Genomic DNA, 18,116 nt, shown 5'->3' on the forward strand with positions numbered 1-18,116 from the left:
ACTCTACTTCCCCTCAAAACTATACCTATCAACCGTTTCGCTTTAATTTTAAGTATTTTATCTGTTTGTTAAGAAAGATCCGGGTAATGGATAGCGAAGAGCGGGGAGGGGTTAGGGGTGGGGTTCTTTTATTATGGGTAATTTGGCTGAGATGATATGAGAGTTGCTAGCTGGTTTGACTTGAGCGCAGAATCCTCGATACTGGTACAAACTGCAAGTCCCGTTACTCACAGTATTTCAGCTAGGGCTTGCCTGTTGCAGGTGTAAAGTCCTATTTCTTCAGGCAGCGGGGACAGGTTTTATGAGCGCGATCGCCTTCGTTGAAAATTTTTCGGTCTACTGACTGTGACGTTGAAAAAAGTTCCAAATTGTTTCACTGGCATTCAGCCCCAGTTTAGCATTGAATTTATTTAGGCTCTCGTCAGTTGAAGAACCACCAGGCCAGAAATGTCCGCCGTTTACTACCGCTAGCTGCCAGACTTCTGAGTTGCCACTACAAGCTGTGTAGAGAGAGGTTTTCACTTGAGCTTTAGAAAACTGCAAAGATTCCTTCGATGAGGTACATTGATCGTGCGATCGCCAAAAATCTACCATGTCTGAGATAGAAACCAGCGCTCGGAGTTGAGTGTGCTCATCACCTTCATAAAGTACATCGCGATCGTTTGTACCGTTGATCATTAACATCGATATGGGAGTTTGAGGCTGGCAATTAGGTTTGAGTCTAACTGGCAGCGAACCAGCTACTGATGCAAAACCAGCAATTTTATCAGGTAACTTACAAGCCAGTGCTTGGGTAAGTATTGCACCTCTAGAAAAACCGGTGGCATAAACTTTATGACTATCAATATTGATTTGTTCTTGAAGATGATCAATCAAAGCACTGACAAACAAAACATCATCTACCTTTCCTTGGGCGTTACCTCTAAGGCTCCATTTTTGGTCAATTCCATTTGGATAAACTACAATAAATCCTTTTTGCTCTGCTAATTCATTGAAGCGAGTTACATTACTTATAGACTTACCACTACCATCATCCCCATGAAACACTAAAAGTAAGGGCATTGGGCGGTCGGGATTATAAGATTTTGGAGTGTAAAAATAGTAAGTACGTAACTTTCCTTGGTCATCTAGCTCTCCATAATTATCACCACTCACGATTTTTTCTTTAGCTGTATTTCTTTCTTCAGCCTGAATGGAATTGCAGGCTGTTACTAAAGTAATTGTCAGGAGAAATATAATAAGTTTTTTAAATAATTGATGATTTAGATATATATTCATGTTATTTAAATTGATTCGCTTAAGATACTTTCATTCACTTTATAAATCTTATTTATTTTCCAGCCAAGTTTTACTTAATAGAGACTAACAACTCAAGTAGGGTTGTTAGTCTCTATTAGAGATATTAAACTCTTACTTTTACAAAATGAGCAGGAACTCGAACCTTAACCAACCTGCCATGACGTCGTACTGTTTCCCAATGGGCAGGAATTAACTTCTGGTGATATCGGGCAATAAGAGGTTTACGCACAACAGCAACTTCATGGCCGTTGGGTCTGACAATGATTTCTGCTGCCGATGCCTGTGATGGTAAGGAAGAAATTGCAAATGGGAGAGCAAGTAATGTACCTAAAAGAAGACGTTTCATGTTCAAATCTCTATCAATTAATTTGCTTGATTTTTATACAGCATTTCTCAATAATTTGTGAACATATCTTCTTACCTAACCTTTAGGATTATAATAAGCTTTAGTTGTTACACGACTTGATTGATTTGCTGTATTGTTCTAAGTTTAAAACATTAAATAAGAAGACACAGTGGAATAAAGTCATAATTCCAGTATGACTTTAGTCATATTTTGAACTTTGGACAAAAAAGAGGTGTTCGCCAACATCTATTGTATTTTGTATTATTTGTTACTGACTTTTCTGTAATTACTGAATTTTTGAGGCGATAATACCAATAAATACGGCAAGACCTAGCGCTCTCCGAAAATAATTAACGCCTTGAAATAATTCCAGCCACGCCCAAGTAAACAAGGAGCCATTTGCCAGTATGTCTAACACTATATTGATTTTACCGCTTGTAAAAATAAGAGATAGTAAACTAGCCACTACCCAAAAAATGAGCGGTAGGTTTGGCATCTGAGCTAAAACAATTTTGCCATTGCTATCACGGAAGGTTTTATCAACTAATGTATTTTCCATCATTTGAAATTGCCACTGGGCTAAAATTTATTAACTTACAAAAATTATCGAGTAACCTATTGAGAATAGGCTGAGATTTAATTGCAAATTATTTAATAACATTAAAACATTCAGGCAAATCTATTTTCAAGCATCTAATTGCTGAGATAAGAGCGGTAAAGCATATTCATATATGACTATATTGATAGGCATAGTCACACGAAATCCGCCAATATATCTGTCATCGGATGAATGCAATTTGGAGCGATTGTGAGCATATTTCATCACTGTATTAACCCAAGTTGCTAGTTACTCATCTTAGAGTTTGAAAAGTGTTTAGCTGTGATTTTAGGCACTTATAGATCCCCCCTAACCCCCCTTTTTAAGGGGGGAACTGGAATCAAAGTCCCTCTTTTGAAGGGGAGCCACTGCGGTCTTCTCCCTACAGCCCTTCGGGCATCCTACGGCGGGCGCTAGCCTCTCCCTTTGGGCTACGGTATACACACAAGTCGAAAAAAGCTCGATTTCTCATTTCTCCTTGTTCTCTCGTTCCCATGCAAAGCTAGGAATGGTTGATTAGAGGCTGCTGCCTCCAGTCAGATATTGAGTCAGAGACTCAATGAATGCATTCCTCATGCAGAGCATGGGAACGAGTCAAGCCTAATCAAGCTAGGTTTTTAGGACTTGTGTGTACACCGTAGCCCTTTGGGAGAAGGAGAGACGCTAAAAGCGGTAGCGAGTCAGACGCTCCTACGTCGCTAACGCAATGCTTACGAGCGTCTGGGGTCTCCCCAAGTGAAGCAAGTGGCGTGGATTTAGAGGGATCTAGAACGTTTTGATACCGACAAGGGGACTTTTAAAACATCCTCTTAAGTGGTAATAGATATGCTATCTGGCATTTGGACAGTAGAATAAACCCTGGTCGTTTTGAGCAAACCTTACTTAAAGCGACAGGATTGCTCTATAGTCGGAGTCTCTTCAAGTTGCACCATTATCAAAACAGCTGGCGCATCGCCTACTGTTCCAGATAAGTGACCTTTATTACCTTGCGCGTCCGCTTTTGTACCTTGGTCTTCTCCAAATGAAATTTCGCCAGGGCCCATCTCGACTCGCTGGCCGTCCATAGTCTCCACAAACCAGCGTCCCGACAGAGGGATGACCCACTGGGGCTTCGGGTTCTCATGCCAGTTGCCAACCCATCCCACGGGTAGCACAGTAAAGGTGATTGTGGCACCAGACTGCTTCAAATTAGAAAGCCACTGCGGCGAGGTATCTGGGGCTATGCCTTTTTCGATGAAATCCTCAATTTGGCAACGGGACTGGTGACTTATACCGTCGTGGTCAGTCCAGACGTGCCAGTAGTCAATTGTCGGCTTGGGTGAGGAATTATTCTGCATAAAAATGGCTCTCCTTAATTGTGCGGTTATCTTACAAAAATCTCCAATAAGTCAATCGAAACAGAGTCATGGTGCATGAGTTTCTCTGTGTCGGAGGCGATCGCAGCGATCGCTACTATTGGATAATGCCTGCTTGTACTGGCGTAACTCTGACTTGACCTGTGCAAGCGTTAATTTTTTCAGGGAGGGTGAAGTGGTGGTAGGCATTTGGGGGCGTAATTTGAACCTTCACAGATGTCGGGCACGACTGACCAACATCTCTGGTGTGGTTGTAAGCAATCTCAAATGAGGCTTGCCCACCTGGGGCTAGAGTCACCTTTTGTGGAGACTGCTTAGTTAAGAAGTATGTGCCTTGAGAACGGATGACCCTAACCCCCTTTAGAGGCTGATTTTTGGAGTTTAGCAACGCGAATCCAGGATATCCATAAAGATTACAGGGCGATGAGCCGTTATTAGTGAAAGCATAAATAATTGCGACATTTCCCACACCTGCATCTCCAGACACCTTACGTACTGATAATTGTTCAGTTTGGCAACGTGCAGGATTAGAGGCGACATTGGTTTGTGGGCTAGAACGCTCTCTAGTTGCTGGATTTGGTTGTTGCTGTCTCGTGGCTAAAGAGGAATTTGCACAGCCAATGGTCAGTGCGATGAGAATCAGGAATGTACTGGCACTACAAGTAGCTAATAATCTGTGAACTTTGGAGAAAGATTTCATTTTATGCCTCAAAAATTAGATCGCTCGTTTCATGTTATTAACTACCGGATAAACTGTACCAATTCCTAATTGTCTTTAATGAAAAGATGAAAGCTAATTACTGCTACTCAACTACAACCGTATAATTGCGCTGTTCCCATTTACTACTTTCAATCCAGAAAAAAGTAAAGCTGATTGGCTGTTGCTGGTGATCAGAAACAGAGATATCTACAAAATTGACTCCTAACTTGGTGGAAGTAGAAGGCGTATCTTCTCCGGTTTGCCAATTATCATCTGACCAGTGCAACTGAAAAGATGCTAAAGCGTGAATTCGCAGTGTATAACCTTTTTTAACTTTGTCTACTTGCCGGTTAAACTTCCAAATTTACAATGATTTACATTCTTGTCTTTCGCCTAGATATCGATTCGCCACCTCTGGAATCAAATCAAATACCTGATCGTCATGATTTGACCGTAGCAGCTTAATATATTCCGAGTGGGCCCACATTAAAGGCATCGCAGAACCTGTTGGTTTTCCTAAACACATATGGATATCCGGTCTATCTGCTTCATCCCAAACCTGTTCTGGTAGCAAACAAGTGTTTGAAGCAAATTCTTCCATTGCCTTAATATATGTTTTGACATCACCGCCAACAGCTAATTCATAATGTCCTCGTTCTCCTGTTAAGAGAGGCCAAACCCGTCCTTTACCCCAAGCCGTGTACGCATTGCCATCTTCTTGCTGACCGTAGCCGTCATGGTTGTAACGATGCCAACAAGGCCCAACGGGTGTATCTACTTTCAAGACTGCATCAATTACTTTGACAGAATCAACAATAATCGGGTCATCAGCTTTACGAATTCCATAGCGCACCAATTGCAGAAACCCGCCATCGACAATTTCTTTGGCTGGAAATTCTGCCGGTTCACCAGGAGGTTGGCTGCTGATCAAAAGAGTTCCTTGGTTAGGATTTTCGTTAGGTTGAGGATTATTAATATCTGAAGGAGTAATTCGGATATAATGCCGTTTGATGCCAGGAACTAAAGTTCCTTCAGTAGTAACAGTCCAAGCTTCGATGTGAGATTCTAAAAAATCCGCGTATTCTTCTATAAAGTTTGCTGTTGCTTCATCCCCACGTTCACGAGCAAATTGAGCAGCACAGATTAAGGCGGCAATATTGGATGCTAGTGTTGATGGTGAATAACCGCTATTTTCTTCCCAGCGTTCTTGTTGGGTAGCCGGGCCGCGACGAATTAAATAACCCGCCGCCCGCAGAACCATCGGATAGATATCGAAGTTTAAGCAAGTATTCTGCTGGTGCAGTAGCCATGCTAACAGTATAGGAAATGCCACCTCATCAAGCTGGATACCTTTCCAGTAAGGTTTACCATCAACCCAGAAATTTTGGGCAAAACCGCCATCTTCCTGCTGACTAGTGGCGAGATAAATGAGCGATCGCACTGCTGTTTGAGTTTCACCAGCAGCCACCAAACCTGCTACACTGCTAACCATATCCCGCGTCCAGACTAGATGATATCCTCCTTGCTCTTGGTCGTCTTTAGCTTCACCCCAAGGGATGGCAAGGGAGGCGATTAAAGCACCTGGATAAGCTTTGTCTTCATGTGCTAAAAGCAAACTAATGCTGCTGTGATACAACTTACCTTCGTCATAAGAAACATCTTCTAGGGGTCGGATATTGCGGCGCGATCGCTTCCACTGTTCGTTGTATTGTTGCTTCTGCTGTTCAAAAGGAATATTCAGCGACTGAAATAGTGTAGAAACCGCATTGTGCAGATTGCTGCCAAATGCCAGTCCTAAAGTAAACTCGTCACCACCATCCAAATTTATTTCTCCTGTCAGACTAATATTGCCATTCACAGCCTGACCAAATTCCCAATCCATCTGGAAATTATCAGCTAAATCTGTCCAGCCATCACTTTCACCGACGTAGCCACAGGAAAGACGGCTAAAAGGAACTGTTGCACCCAGCGCTAGCCATGTTCCATCTTTCTCGGCCGTTAGAATGTGATGCCCAGCAACTTCTATAACGTAACCATTGTTACCTCTACCTCCAACTTCCAGATGCGGCGCACATAAAGCATATAGCTGGAGTTGAGAGATAAAATCGCGCTTTCCTGTGATTTTTGTGTGCTGTAAGATACAGGAGAAATGCGGGTCAGCAATAACTTCCTTGATGATTGTATAGCGCCCTTCGGGATCGGAATTAGTAATGCGGTATCCCAAACCGTAAGTCCACATCGGTTCAATTTTTGATTCGAGATGGCGTTTCTCTTCGTGAAAAAAGCTTTTTCCATCAGAAATTAGATACTGTAAATCCCGAACTTGGGGTTTATCTACTGTAGGATGGTAGATTTCAGTGACAATACCGCTCCAGATAGTAAACCAAATCTTACTGGAGGTAGAGTAAGCTGTTCCAACTCCATCTTTATTGGCATGAGTCCATCGAGGTTCGATACCTGGTGAGCCAAAAGCTTGTCCTTGAGCAATAATCTCTACCATAATTTATTGTGCTGATCAGCTTTAAGTACTATTTGAAAATGCTGTAGTTGATATTTCAGGACTTACGCAAATAATAGCCGAAAAGAAATATTTTCTTCTTAGGGCAATTCTTGAATTGCCCCTACAGCGTGTGGTTTTGCGTAAGTCCTATATTTATCTGATTAAAAAATTATTGCGAAGCTTGAGAAGATTTGCGAGCGGCAGTTAAGGATTTCGCTTCAATAAAAATTTGTTTTATTTCAGGATGTTTTTGGCTAATTTTTACTTCTAAGCTTTCTACAGTTAAAGCTATTTCCTCACCTGTAAGATTTTGAGAAAATTGAATTTCTAAGTTGAGTAATACTTCCTGTGGAGCAAGCTGCATTGTTAGCACACGGATAACTTCTTTGACTCCTGGTTCTGTTTTTGATAAATAACGGATATTAGCTATAGTTTGAGGGTTAGCACTTTCACCAAGTAATAATCCTTTACTTTCTCTTGCTAATATCACTGCTACTATAGCCAAGATAATGCCAATAATAATCGAGGCAATGCCATCAAAATAAACATTATTAAATAAATGTCCTAAGAAGATTCCTATTAAGGCAACAAGTAAACCTAAAATTGCAGCAGAATCTTCACATAATATTGTAAATACTGTGGGATCTTTACTGTTTTTAATTGCTTGCCAGAAATTTTGTTTACCCTTGGTCGGCAAAAACTCTCTTAAAGCTACAGTCCAAGAAAAACCCTCCAATAATATTGCCATACCTAACACAATATAATTCCATTTTGGATCTTCTAAAGGGCTGGGATTAATTAAATGAGTGATTCCTTCATAAATTGACATACCGCCACCAATGGCAAAGATGAGGATAGCAACGATGAAAGTCCAGAAATAAAGTTCTTGACCGTAACCAAAAGGATGGCTATCATCTGCTGGCTTTTGACTCCGGCGAATTCCCAGCAAAAGTACCAGTTGATCGCCAGTATCTACCACCGAATGAATACCTTCAGATATCATGGCGGAACTGCCAGTAATGGAGGCGGCGATAAATTTAGTAATAGCGATCGCTAAGTTAGCCCCCATCGCCGCAAATATAGTTTTATTAGATGAATCAGATGCCATAAGAGTAAATAACAATTATCCAGAAACTTCTAATTCACCATCCAGATGGGTAACTTCCCATTGGGTTTGTTCGCGATCGCGCCAAAAGCGTAATCCAACCGTAGCGTCTCCCACGGACAAATTTGTGAGTTCTAAATCTGGCAAGCAATCTGGGAGTGAGGGCTGTACTTTTAACTGTTGTTTTGAGGCATCGGCTTTAAGTCCTAAAATGGTACGAATAAGTAAGAAAATTGAACCAGCAGCCCAAGCTTGGGGTATATTAGCGTCTGGGTAGGGGACTGGAAAGTTATCATTTTGACGTTCAATTCCGGCAAACAATTCTGGCATTCGTCCAGATTGAAAATAATTAGCAGCAGCAAAAATACCCTCAGCGATGCGGTTTGCTTCTTCGTGGTAGCCGTAACGCTTTAAGCCAGCGGCAATAATAGAATTGTCGTGCGGCCAAACACTTCCCCGTTGATAACTAATCGGGTTATAAGCTGGATTTTGGGCTGAAAGAGTCCGCACACCCCAACCACACCACATATCTGGTTGAAAAAGTCGCTTAACCAGCTTTTTCGCTCGTTCTTTAGGGACGATACCAGACCATAATAGATGCCCAGGATTTGAGGTAATCGATTGGATTTGCTGTTTGTTGTTATCTAAACCAAGACAGTAAAAGCCTTCTGATTCCATCCAGAATTGTTCATTGAATCGTTGATAAAGTGACTCTGCTTTTTCACGTAGCTTTTGCGATCGCTCTTTTTCTCCCCAGACTTCGTAAATTAAAGCTGCTTTTAGCCAAGCATCGTAGACGTAGCCTTGTACCTCACATAGGGCAATTGGCGGCTCAACTAACTGGCCATTTGGATAAACCATTGAGTCACCTGAATCTTTCCAAGCTTGATTGCGTAAACCTTTTGACGAATGAGTTAAGTACTCAACAAACCCATCCCCATCAAAATCGCCGTATTCATCAATCCACTTTAGTGCCTTATCTAATGGCGATCGACACTCATCCAACATAGTGAGGTCAGCGTTCCAAGAATAGGTTTCAGCTAAAGTAATAATCCAGAGAATAGTGGTATCTACTGTGCCGTAGTAGGGATTGTATGGAAGTTGCTTGATTTTAGTTAACTCGTCATCACGCAATTCATGCAGCATTTTGCCTGGTTGAGCATCATGCCAGTCATCTAACTCAGTTGCCTGTAGTTGAGCCAATCTTATAAGCGTACCACGGGCAAAATCGTGGTAAACTGCCATCGTTTGCAAGCTGGCAATAATTGAGTCCCGGCCAAAGACAGCCATAAACCAGGGAATACCAGCAGCAGGCATCCAAAACTGATGCCCGTTATCATCTACCTCAATCCGCAACGCTCCCATATCAACGATCGCTTGCTGATAAAATCCTTGAATCTCAGCATTAGACGATCGCAACTTTGTGGCATTAGTCAGAAATTCATCGCTGATCTTTCCAGCTTTTGTATTGTGAGACAGAGTACAAGTTTGTTGAGGTTTGAGGATATTTTCGTTGGCTCTGGCTGTAAAATTGATACAGGTATGCCATGTTTCACCAGGAGCGATCGCTACATCAAACATCAAACGACCGTTTGCATATCTTGCTGTTGAACTTGCACAAACTGTCTCAGTTACAATGCCTCGGACAAAAGAACCGTTACGGTACTCGGTAGAAAGTATTCCATCTTTCCATATTGTTGCTGTCTCTCCCCGTGCCAGAATATTCTTTGCTTTCACCTCAAAGATATCCGCAAAATCCGAACGAATCGCCAGCATTAATTGAAATTCAACTGCTTCTAAGTGATGGTTGGTGATATCGATATCTTCGTGCATCCCTCCTACAATGTCGCGCCTGATGGTTACAAGCAAACTACCATCAGGTAAAATGCCCTTGACTGTACGAAGTTGCGGGTTTGTAAATTGGTAAAGCGCACTATGATGCGTGATGTTACTAGAAGCTAGTAATAAAAGTTGATAACGATTCAGAGAAATTTCGTAATAAGAAATTAAGCGTGTATCACGAACAAAAAAACCTTGGGCTTGATTATCGTCGATGGAACCATCGCTAGCTGTGACTAAAAAGGAGGAACCATCGTTAATTGTGATCAGATTAGGATTGACAATAACTTTTGTGAGCATAGAAGTCATACTAATTCGTAATTCGTAATTAATACACACTTTGAAAAGCTTATCAAAGAGTGTTTTTAAGATTTTCCTTTTTCCTCAAACAATAGTGCCTTTGCCAATTTTGTGTCATACTAATTTTCCGAAATGAGACTACAAATATAAATCTAAAAACCCAGACTAAATGTGACTTTATTAATTACGAATTACGAATTATTTTAACCATTACCCTCAAACCCTGGATATAAGGTCATACCACCATCTACAAACAGTGTTGTACCGTTGACATAATCAGAGTCATCAGAAGCTAGCCAAACCGCTGCTTTGGCTATATCTTCAACATCACCCACCCGCTTTGCCGGAATTAGTTTTAGTAATTTTGCTTCTGCTTCTGGTGTGTCCCAAGCTGATTTATTGATTGGGGTTTTGATAGCACCGGGGGCAATACTATTGACGCGAATTTTGTGGGGAGCAAGTTCTTGAGCAATACTTTGCATCATCATATTAATACCACCTTTACTAGTAGCATAATTAACATGACCTGCCCAAGGTATGACTTGATGCACGGAACTCATGCAAATAATCTTACCTGCCGCAGATGAAATATCAGGCTTCACACCTCGACGCAGGAACTCCTTTGCAGCTTCTCGCGCACACAAGAATTGCCCTGTCAGGTTTATTCCAATGACCATGTTCCAATGGTCGAGGGTCATATCTATAAATGCTGAGTCTTTTTGAATGCCCGCATTACTTACTAAAATATCAATAGTGCCAAATTCTTGGAGCGTTTTGCTGAACATTGTCTTTACTTGGTCTTCTTTGCTGACATCGGCTTGAATGGCAAATGCTTCACCGTTAGTCGCCTTGATATCATCGACAACTTTTTGGGCTTCTTCAGCTTCAGAATGATAGTTGACAGCTACTGCTGCGCCTGATAAAGCTAAATAGCGAGCGATCGCTTCACCAATGCCAGAACTAGCACCCGTCACAAGTGCTTTTTGACCTTTGAGCAGGTTAGGGGAATAGCTCATAATGGTTTCGATACTTTTAAAACTTGCATTTGTTGCAAGAATCTGAAGACTTGCATGATATTTTTGCTTTCTGGGCGTAGTATTACTTGATAATTTAGATTGTCAAATCGGTAAATTTTCAATTAAAAAAGCAAAACTTTTTCTTATTTTAAGAACTCTCTAGTCTTTTCCTAATCTATCCAGAGAAAGATAAACAGTATATTTTTTTACTGACTAATATTTCAATTATTTGTCATTTATGTGACAACAGCATGTCTTTATTTTTAAGATTTGTAAAGTTGTAATTTTAAAGCTCATATCAATTTCAAGAAAGATTTATGGTATATTCAGAGCAACTTGGGTTATTAGTTAAAGTAAAATTCTTAGTTAAATCAATCTAAATGACCTAAAGAAGAGAACCATGTAAAGGTTAAGGCATTTTTAGCCGCCTCGAAAGTATCTGATTAAATTGGCTATTGTCAAATAGCCAATTTAATCAACAATAACCGACTATTTTGTACAAATGTAAATTTGAATATAATATAAATTAAAATTGTGGTTAGTTTAGCAAGTTTTGATATAGCGAAAAAATAGTTACTAAAAACTTGTATGTAAATGAAAAAGTTTTTTATTTGAAAAGTTACTTTCAAAATTTAAGTCCATCGCAAATTTTCAATGTTTTTTAAGAGGTTTAGCTGTGGCGTTATTAGCAGTATTCTTGACAATATGAATGGTGCATTAGGTGAATGGCAATTCCATACAACGCATCTACATACTTAGACCCATGAAGGAGAAAGCGATGCCTGGTCTATCTCTGAATAACCAAAATTTACCATACCCTGACCCTCTACACCCGATCATTGTCCACTTCGTAATCGCGATGGTGCTTTTTTCTTTCGTGTGCGATGTCCTGGGCTATTTCACCCGCAACGTGCGTTTGTTTGAGGTGAGTTTTTGGAATATGTTTGTTGCCTCAGCAGCCATCTTTTTAGCGGTGATTTTTGGTCAGTTTGAAGCAGGTCTGGCGAACATCTACCCAGCAGTTCAACCAACACTGAATTTTCATACGGTTATGGGTTGGTCACTGGCGGCTATTGTCGTCGCCATTACAGCTTGGCGTTTCGTGATTCGCGATCGCAGTCCCCGAAAAATACCGCCTGTTTACCTGGGTGCTGCAACCTTTTTAGTCTGCTTAGTGTGCTTGCAAGTCTATCTAGGGAGTAAGCTAGTTTGGGTGTACGGGTTACACATCGAGCCAGTTGTGCAAGCGATGAAGCAGGGAGTTTCGCCATGAACTGGCAACTAATTGACCAGTTGAGATTGAGGCTAAGTGCTAACGGATTACCTTACGAGATTCCGATACATCCGCAACTAGTGCATCTAACATTGGGTTTGTTCATTCTTGCGATCATTTTTGATATTGCAGGAGCGCTTTTTGCTTTAGAAAAACCAATCTTCAAATTTTTAGGTCTGCCTGCCCTCCGTTCTGGTTTTTTTGATGTCGGCTGGTACAATCTCATAGGAGCAGCTTTTATCACCTTTTTCACAGTTGCAGCTGGTTTTTTTGAGCTACTGCTAGCAAATCCACCAGTTGATCAAAAGAGCGTTTGGGGGTTAACTGCTGGTTGGACGATGCTTTTGCATGGTTTGGGTGGCGTTTTGCTATTGGGGGCGATCGCAGCCATGACTGTATGGAGAGGTTTGCAACGCTATCGCTGGCGCAAGGATGCTTCCAGGCAGGTGCAGTGGAGTTACTTGTTAGCAGGCATGGCGATACTGGCAATATTATTCGTTCACGGAACTTTGGGGGCGCAATTGGGAGAGGAGTTTGGAATTCACGTTACTGCTGCGAAGTTACTCCAAGAAGGTAAAAATCCAAATTTACTACTCAAATAATCAAGCGGGAAGTACTCTTACATGAGATTGTGATGTTTAGTGTTTTTGAATATGTACTAATAGCGGTTTATGTAGCAGTGCTGCTTATTGTCAGTCGGTGGATTGGGCAGCAGGCGTTTTCTTGGATGCCTCCCCAGGCTACAGCAGAAGCACAACGAGTAGATGATTTATTTAGCTTTTTAGTCTCAATTGGAGCATTCATCTTGCTTGGGCTGGTTGGCGTTATCGTGTATGCCATAGTATTCCATCGCGCCCGCCCGGAAGACTACAGCGAGGGACACCCTTCTAGAGGTGATGGGAGGCTAGAAATATTGTGGACAGCCACCCCGACTCTGCTAGTAGTATGGATTGCCTTTCAAAGCTTCAATATTTATCAGCAATTAAATATTCTCGGTCTAAACCAAATTGTGCATTTGCACACACCCCTAGAATCTGCACCCGCCTACGCCGCGATCGTCAGCGATGTTCCCAAACCTGCGTCTGAAACAATTGATGTTTTCGTTAAGCAGTGGGATTGGTCTTTCCGCTATCCAAATAATGTTACCAGTAAGGAATTACACTTGCCGATCAATCGCAGCACTCGTTTAAAGATGCAAGCCCAGGATGTAATCCACGGTTTCTACGTTCCTGAGTTTCGCTTAAAGCAAGATATTATTCCAGGGCGCAAGATTGACATTGTACTAACACCTATTCGCCCAGGTAAATATCGACTGAAAGATTCTCAATTCAGTGGTACTTACTTTGCCTTGATGGAGGCAGATGTATACGTTGAATCCCTTGATAAGTATAATCAGTGGCTGACGCAAACAGTCTCTAGCGAAACTGAAATCCCTAAAAATCAGGCAGTTGCCGAATATATCCAACCACCAAAGACATTATTCAAAAGCGGCTGGTACACTGTTGCACCTGCTCAACCTGCTGTAGCGAATCAAAGGAAGATAAATAATGACACATGATTTAAGTGAAGCTACAGCCAAAGATAGAGAACCTCAGAATAATTGGCGGGAATATTTCAGCTTCAGCACTGACCATAAGGTGATCGGTGTTCAGTACATGGTGATGACCTTTATTTTCTTTCTTCTCGGCGGGCTGTTGGCGATGATCATCCGGGCTGAGTTGCTCACCCCGGAATCAAATTTAGTTGACCGCCCCCTCTACAATGGTTTGTTCACCATGCACGGGACAATTATGATTTTCCTGTGGATTATTCCCTTCAATGCAGGTCTTTCTAACTACCTAGTGCCACTGATGATTGGAGCGCGGGACATGGCTTTTCCCCTGCTCAACGCCATCTCTTTTTGGATTCTGCCACCAGCCGGTCTTCTACTACTGTCTAGCTTCTTACTACCTAACGGGACTGCACAAGCTGGCTGGTGGTCTTATCCACCAGTTAGTCTGCAAGTTCCAGGCGATCAGTTCATTAACGGTGAATTCATTTGGATAATTAGCCTAGTCCTAATAGGTATCTCTTCAATTATGGGGGCTGTCAACTTTGTCACCACTATCTTTTGGATGCGGGCACCAGGGATGACATTTTTCCGAATGCCCGTCTTTGTGTGGTCAGTTTTTAGCGCCCAGTTGTTGCAGCTGATTAATTTGCCTTCCTTGACGGCTGCATTGATCCTGCTATTGCTTGACCTCTCCTTCGGGACACAATTTTTTAAACCTGAGGGAAATGGTGATCCGATCATTTACCAGCATTTATTCTGGTTTTACTCTCACCCCGCAGTTTATATCATGGCACTACCAGCCTTCGGTATTATTGCGGAGGTTTTGCCCGCCTTTTCTCGCAATCCCCTATTTGGCTATCGGTCAGTTGCGATCGCCTCTTTCGGTATTGCTGTAGTCAGCATTTTCGTCTGGGTGCATCACATGTTCACCAGTGCTACCCCCGGCTGGATGCGGATGACCTTCATGGCCACCTCAATGTTAGTTGCCATACCCACTGGTGTTAAAGCATTCGCTTGGACTGCCACAATCTGGAGGAGCAAGTTGCACCTAGAGACACCAATGCTATTTGCGATGGGAGGTGCAGCGATGTTTATTTTTGGCGGTGTCACTGGTGTGATGCTTGCTGCCACGCCATTTGATATCCACGTCAATAATACTTACTTTGTAGTGGGTCACTTCCATTACATCGTTTTTAATACCATCACGATGGCAATCTTTGCAGCTATTTACTTCTGGTTTCCCAAGATAACTGGAAGGATGTACGCCGAAGGTTGGGGTAAGCTGCATTTCTGGTTGACCTTTATTCCTGCCAATATCACCTTCTTCTCCATGCACCCATTAGGTTTACAAGGGATGCTACGCCGAATTTCCTCCTACGATCCCCAGTATCAGGGTTGGAACGTCATCGCTAGCCTTGGGTCATTCTTGCTGGGAGCATCCACCCTGCCATTTATTGCTAATATTGTCGGTTCCTGGCTATATGGAGCGAGGGCAGTTGATAATCCCTGGCACGCGACAGGATTGGAATGGACAACTTCTTCACCACCTCCGCGAGATAACTTTGAAGAGATTCCTGTTGTCAACAGACCTCCTTACGACTATGGCGATCCAAAATACTCATTCGTGGAAAATTCTGATAATGATGAGTAATGAGTTAAACCAATTTAAATTAAGTAAGTTTGTAGGTTGGGTTGAGGCTTTGCGAAACCCAACAAAACCAGGGATTCTTGGTGTTGGGTTTCGTTCCTCAACCCAACCTACACCTAATATGGTTCTATGCAACCTCACAGATAATCGGTATTAGACGAATTTTAATTACGAATTATGCAACGTCGCATCATCCATATAGATGAAAGTCCGATCCGTTTTGAGGGGTGGCGGCGACGCTTACCAAATTGGTTACAGCGTTTCTTGCCAAGTGGTGGCGGGAGTCATGAAGATCATCATGGCAAAGGAATGTTCGGGTTTACTGTGTTCCTGTTGTCGGAAAGCATCATTTTTTTGAGTTTTATCTTTACTTATGTTGCTCTGCGACTGAATACTAGCAACTGGCTACCACCCGGTATTTCTGGGCCAGAATTGTCTAAACTTGTGATTATTAATACAGTAGTATTGCTTTCTAGCAGCTTTGTTATTCAACCAGCAGAAAATGCTCTCAAGCGGAATCAACTCAGGAAATTTCGCTGGCTATGGCTGATAACGATCGCAATGGGAACCTACTTTTTAATTGGTCTATTAATTGAGTGGAAAAATCTGGATTTCAAGCTCACTACAGGATTAGTTGGTTCCACATTCTACTTGCTGACAGGTTTCCACGGTTTACACGTTTTGGCTGGTGTTGTGCTTCAGATAATTATGCTGATTCGCTCATTCATTCCAGGCAATTATAATAAGACTCACTTCGGTACAAGTGCGACTACTCTATTTTGGCACTTTGTTGATGTAGTTTGGGTCTTCCTTTTCTCGCTTATCTACCTTTGGCGGGCATAAAAATGTTTAGAAATTCCAAGTGTTTTAAGGAGTAATTTTATGAATTTATTCTTGCAAGAAATACCAGCTTCAGAACGCGCCCCAAAAACAGTTCAAGAAACTCCAGCACCAGGTAAAGACCCACTAATTGCACATGGTTTACAAAAAGAGCAATACATTGGCATTGTTGGGCTAGCGATTGCCCTAATTGCTGCGGTGGGATTTTTTAGTCGCAGAGTCGAATATGCTATTGGGTTCGCTTTTTTCCTCAGCGTTATTTTGATTGCTTTCTTTTTATTCATCTAGGAAAGCCCTAATTAATTGAACATCCTGATTTCAGAAGATTTGGAAGAGATTATATGAACAGCCCAGTTGATCAAACTGTGATTGTCGGCGGTGGTTTTACAGGACTATTTACAGCCTTACACCTAGCTCATAAACATTATCCTCGCTCTGTTATCTTGATTGATAAAAACGAGCGCTTTTGCTTTAAGCCATTACTGTATGAGTATTTCGATGGTGAGATGGATACCTTTCAAGTAGTCCCGCGCTTTTCGGAACTACTTAAAGGTAGTGGTGTCATCTTTGTTCAAGATGCAGTGCAATCGATAGACTTGCATCAACGGGAAGTCAAATTAGCTTCAGGAAACTCCTACAATTACAGCAACTTAGTATTAGCTTTGGGTAGCGTTACTACTTATCATCAAGTTGAGGGTGCTAAAGAAAATGCCTTTCCTTTCTGGACGCAAGCAGATGCGATCGCTCTGGAACGTCATTTACGCGACTGTTTTCAACGAGCAGTGCAAACAGAAGATTCAGAAGAACGCCGGAAACTGCTCACAGTAGGAGTGGTTGGTGGTGGTTCTAGTGGTGTAGAAATGGCAGCAACTTTAGCTGATTTTCTGCCACATTGGTATGAGGTTTTGGGAGGTAATTCTGGTGAAATCCGGATAGTATTGCTCAATCATGGCAAAGAAATCCTGAATGACGATATTAACAATCCGCTGCGCCCAATTGCTGAGAAAGAATTACAAAAACGCCGGATACCAATTGAAATACTCACGGGAGCAAAAGTCACTACTATTCATCCTAACGCTATTGAATATAAGCACAATGAGCAAATTAAGACATTAGCAACACATACCGCAATCTGGACAGCTGGTACTTCTGTCCATCCACTGATTAAGGATTTAGCAATTTCCCAAGAGCATCGGGATCATCAAGGTCGCCCACTAGTCACTTCCACCATGCAACTGCTGGACTTTCCAGAAGTTTTTGCAGGCGGTGATTGTGCAGGACTTCCGGATAATTCCCTACCGCCTACCGCCCAAGTAGCTTATCAGCAAGGAGCTAATATTGCCCATAATTTGAAAGCGATCGCTCTAGGGGAAGAACTTAAACCTGTTAAAGTTAATATCCGTGGAACCCTTTTGAAATTAGGGGTAAATCATGCTGCTGCTAACCTTCTCAATGTTTTTGAAGTTGCAGGCGAACCCGCACATTTAATCCGTCAAGCCACTTATTTAACGCTATTGCCAACACCAATTCATGATTTTAAAGCTACAACCGAATGGGTAGATGAAGAGATTTTTCATCACCACATCGACGCTCAAAATGTAGGGAAAAAAGTGGTGCAAGCAGTGGAAATACTCGGTGCAGGAGTTGTGGGTATTCTAGCTGCGAGAAAATTACTGAAAATGTTGGGAGATGAGGATAAAAGCGATTAGGGGGAGCAAGAATTTTAGATTTTAGATTTTGGATTT

The 18,116-nt window shown here is 41.9% G+C and carries 17 protein-coding genes; 7 read left to right on the forward strand and 10 right to left on the reverse strand.

Translation table 11 applies throughout. The features are described from left to right. Positions 1–336: 336 nt before the first annotated feature. The 10 genes from V7K30_RS11465 to V7K30_RS11510 form a co-directional block, all read right to left on the reverse strand. Positions 337–1,278, reverse strand: coding sequence for an extracellular catalytic domain type 1 short-chain-length polyhydroxyalkanoate depolymerase (locus V7K30_RS11465; RefSeq protein WP_334999157.1), 942 nt, complete (start codon positions 1,276–1,278; stop codon positions 337–339). 124 nt (positions 1,279–1,402) lie between these two features. Next, entirely contained in the window at positions 1,403–1,645 is a 243-nt protein-coding gene (locus V7K30_RS11470) for a hypothetical protein (RefSeq protein ID WP_334999158.1), read from the reverse strand. Positions 1,646–1,931: 286 nt separating this feature from the next. Continuing rightward, the gene (locus tag V7K30_RS11475) at positions 1,932–2,204 is read right to left on the reverse strand and encodes a hypothetical protein (protein ID WP_334999219.1); all 273 of its coding nucleotides are present in this window, start codon (positions 2,202–2,204) and stop codon (positions 1,932–1,934) included. Between the two features lie 917 nt (positions 2,205–3,121). Next, entirely contained in the window at positions 3,122–3,580 is a 459-nt protein-coding gene (locus V7K30_RS11480; RefSeq protein WP_334999159.1) for a cupin domain-containing protein, read from the reverse strand. A 115-nt stretch (positions 3,581–3,695) separates the two neighbouring features. Beyond that, the gene (locus V7K30_RS11485; RefSeq protein ID WP_334999160.1) at positions 3,696–4,298 is read right to left on the reverse strand and encodes a DUF4232 domain-containing protein; all 603 of its coding nucleotides are present in this window, start codon (positions 4,296–4,298) and stop codon (positions 3,696–3,698) included. A 103-nt stretch (positions 4,299–4,401) separates the two neighbouring features. Then, positions 4,402–4,584 (reverse strand): hypothetical protein, encoded by a 183-nt coding sequence (locus V7K30_RS11490; protein WP_334999161.1) that lies wholly within the window; start codon positions 4,582–4,584, stop codon positions 4,402–4,404. A gap of 78 nt (positions 4,585–4,662) precedes the next feature. Further along, positions 4,663–6,798 carry a glycoside hydrolase family 15 protein gene (locus V7K30_RS11495; protein ID WP_334999162.1) on the reverse strand — a complete coding sequence of 712 codons (2,136 nt, stop codon included), beginning with the start codon at positions 6,796–6,798 and terminating at the stop codon, positions 4,663–4,665. A 169-nt stretch (positions 6,799–6,967) separates the two neighbouring features. Next, positions 6,968–7,906 carry a cation diffusion facilitator family transporter gene (locus V7K30_RS11500; protein ID WP_334999163.1) on the reverse strand — a complete coding sequence of 313 codons (939 nt, stop codon included), beginning with the start codon at positions 7,904–7,906 and terminating at the stop codon, positions 6,968–6,970. A 15-nt stretch (positions 7,907–7,921) separates the two neighbouring features. Further along, positions 7,922–10,042, reverse strand: coding sequence for an amylo-alpha-1,6-glucosidase (locus V7K30_RS11505; RefSeq protein ID WP_334999164.1), 2,121 nt, complete (start codon positions 10,040–10,042; stop codon positions 7,922–7,924). A gap of 203 nt (positions 10,043–10,245) precedes the next feature. Beyond that, positions 10,246–11,058, reverse strand: a complete 813-nt coding sequence (locus V7K30_RS11510) for an SDR family oxidoreductase (RefSeq protein WP_334999165.1) — start codon at positions 11,056–11,058, stop codon at positions 10,246–10,248. 778 nt (positions 11,059–11,836) lie between these two features. Here V7K30_RS11510 and V7K30_RS11515 point away from each other — a divergent pair. The 7 genes from V7K30_RS11515 (at position 11,837) to V7K30_RS11545 (ending at position 18,080) form a co-directional block, all read left to right on the forward strand. After that, entirely contained in the window at positions 11,837–12,331 is a 495-nt protein-coding gene (locus V7K30_RS11515; protein WP_334999166.1) for a DUF2231 domain-containing protein, read from the forward strand. Further along, complete coding sequence (locus tag V7K30_RS11520) at positions 12,328–12,933, forward strand: DUF2231 domain-containing protein (protein ID WP_334999168.1); 606 nt, start codon at positions 12,328–12,330, stop codon at positions 12,931–12,933. The genes V7K30_RS11515 and V7K30_RS11520 overlap by 4 nt, the downstream gene beginning before the upstream one ends. A 32-nt stretch (positions 12,934–12,965) precedes the next feature. Beyond that, positions 12,966–13,889 carry a cytochrome c oxidase subunit II gene (locus tag V7K30_RS11525; RefSeq protein WP_334999170.1) on the forward strand — a complete coding sequence of 308 codons (924 nt, stop codon included), beginning with the start codon at positions 12,966–12,968 and terminating at the stop codon, positions 13,887–13,889. After that, positions 13,879–15,534 (forward strand): cytochrome c oxidase subunit I, encoded by a 1,656-nt coding sequence (locus V7K30_RS11530; protein ID WP_334999172.1) that lies wholly within the window; start codon positions 13,879–13,881, stop codon positions 15,532–15,534. The genes V7K30_RS11525 and V7K30_RS11530 overlap by 11 nt, the downstream gene beginning before the upstream one ends. A 174-nt stretch (positions 15,535–15,708) precedes the next feature. Beyond that, complete coding sequence (locus V7K30_RS11535) at positions 15,709–16,374, forward strand: cytochrome c oxidase subunit 3 (RefSeq protein ID WP_334999174.1); 666 nt, start codon at positions 15,709–15,711, stop codon at positions 16,372–16,374. A gap of 39 nt (positions 16,375–16,413) precedes the next feature. Continuing rightward, on the forward strand, positions 16,414–16,659 hold the full coding sequence (locus V7K30_RS11540) for a hypothetical protein (protein ID WP_334999176.1): 246 nt from the start codon (positions 16,414–16,416) through the stop codon (positions 16,657–16,659). A 53-nt stretch (positions 16,660–16,712) separates the two neighbouring features. Further along, a complete protein-coding gene (locus V7K30_RS11545; protein WP_334999178.1) occupies positions 16,713–18,080 on the forward strand; it encodes an NAD(P)/FAD-dependent oxidoreductase in 1,368 nt (455 codons plus the stop codon). Positions 18,081–18,116 lie beyond the last annotated feature (36 nt).

The organism is Nostoc sp., from assembly GCF_036917655.1.
Classification (GTDB): domain Bacteria; phylum Cyanobacteriota; class Cyanobacteriia; order Cyanobacteriales; family Nostocaceae; genus Nostoc.

Bases quoted from the DNA above. Each gene is read 5' to 3' on its own strand.
- V7K30_RS11530 (WP_334999172.1), top strand. From the start codon at position 13,879: ATGACACATGATTTAAGTGAAGCTACAGCCAAAGATAGAGAACCTCAG.
- V7K30_RS11545 (WP_334999178.1), top strand. From the start codon at position 16,713: ATGAACAGCCCAGTTGATCAAACTGTGATTGTCGGCGGTGGTTTTACA.
- V7K30_RS11535 (WP_334999174.1), top strand. From the start codon at position 15,709: ATGCAACGTCGCATCATCCATATAGATGAAAGTCCGATCCGTTTTGAG.
- V7K30_RS11500 (WP_334999163.1), bottom strand. From the start codon at position 7,906: ATGGCATCTGATTCATCTAATAAAACTATATTTGCGGCGATGGGGGCT.
- V7K30_RS11510 (WP_334999165.1), bottom strand. From the start codon at position 11,058: ATGAGCTATTCCCCTAACCTGCTCAAAGGTCAAAAAGCACTTGTGACG.
- V7K30_RS11520 (WP_334999168.1), top strand. From the start codon at position 12,328: ATGAACTGGCAACTAATTGACCAGTTGAGATTGAGGCTAAGTGCTAAC.
- V7K30_RS11495 (WP_334999162.1), bottom strand. From the start codon at position 6,798: ATGGTAGAGATTATTGCTCAAGGACAAGCTTTTGGCTCACCAGGTATC.
- V7K30_RS11465 (WP_334999157.1), bottom strand. From the start codon at position 1,278: ATGAATATATATCTAAATCATCAATTATTTAAAAAACTTATTATATTT.
- V7K30_RS11505 (WP_334999164.1), bottom strand. From the start codon at position 10,042: ATGCTCACAAAAGTTATTGTCAATCCTAATCTGATCACAATTAACGAT.
- V7K30_RS11475 (WP_334999219.1), bottom strand. From the start codon at position 2,204: ATGGAAAATACATTAGTTGATAAAACCTTCCGTGATAGCAATGGCAAA.
- V7K30_RS11515 (WP_334999166.1), top strand. From the start codon at position 11,837: ATGCCTGGTCTATCTCTGAATAACCAAAATTTACCATACCCTGACCCT.
- V7K30_RS11480 (WP_334999159.1), bottom strand. From the start codon at position 3,580: ATGCAGAATAATTCCTCACCCAAGCCGACAATTGACTACTGGCACGTC.
- V7K30_RS11470 (WP_334999158.1), bottom strand. From the start codon at position 1,645: ATGAAACGTCTTCTTTTAGGTACATTACTTGCTCTCCCATTTGCAATT.
- V7K30_RS11525 (WP_334999170.1), top strand. From the start codon at position 12,966: ATGTTTAGTGTTTTTGAATATGTACTAATAGCGGTTTATGTAGCAGTG.
- V7K30_RS11540 (WP_334999176.1), top strand. From the start codon at position 16,414: ATGAATTTATTCTTGCAAGAAATACCAGCTTCAGAACGCGCCCCAAAA.
- V7K30_RS11485 (WP_334999160.1), bottom strand. From the start codon at position 4,298: ATGAAATCTTTCTCCAAAGTTCACAGATTATTAGCTACTTGTAGTGCC.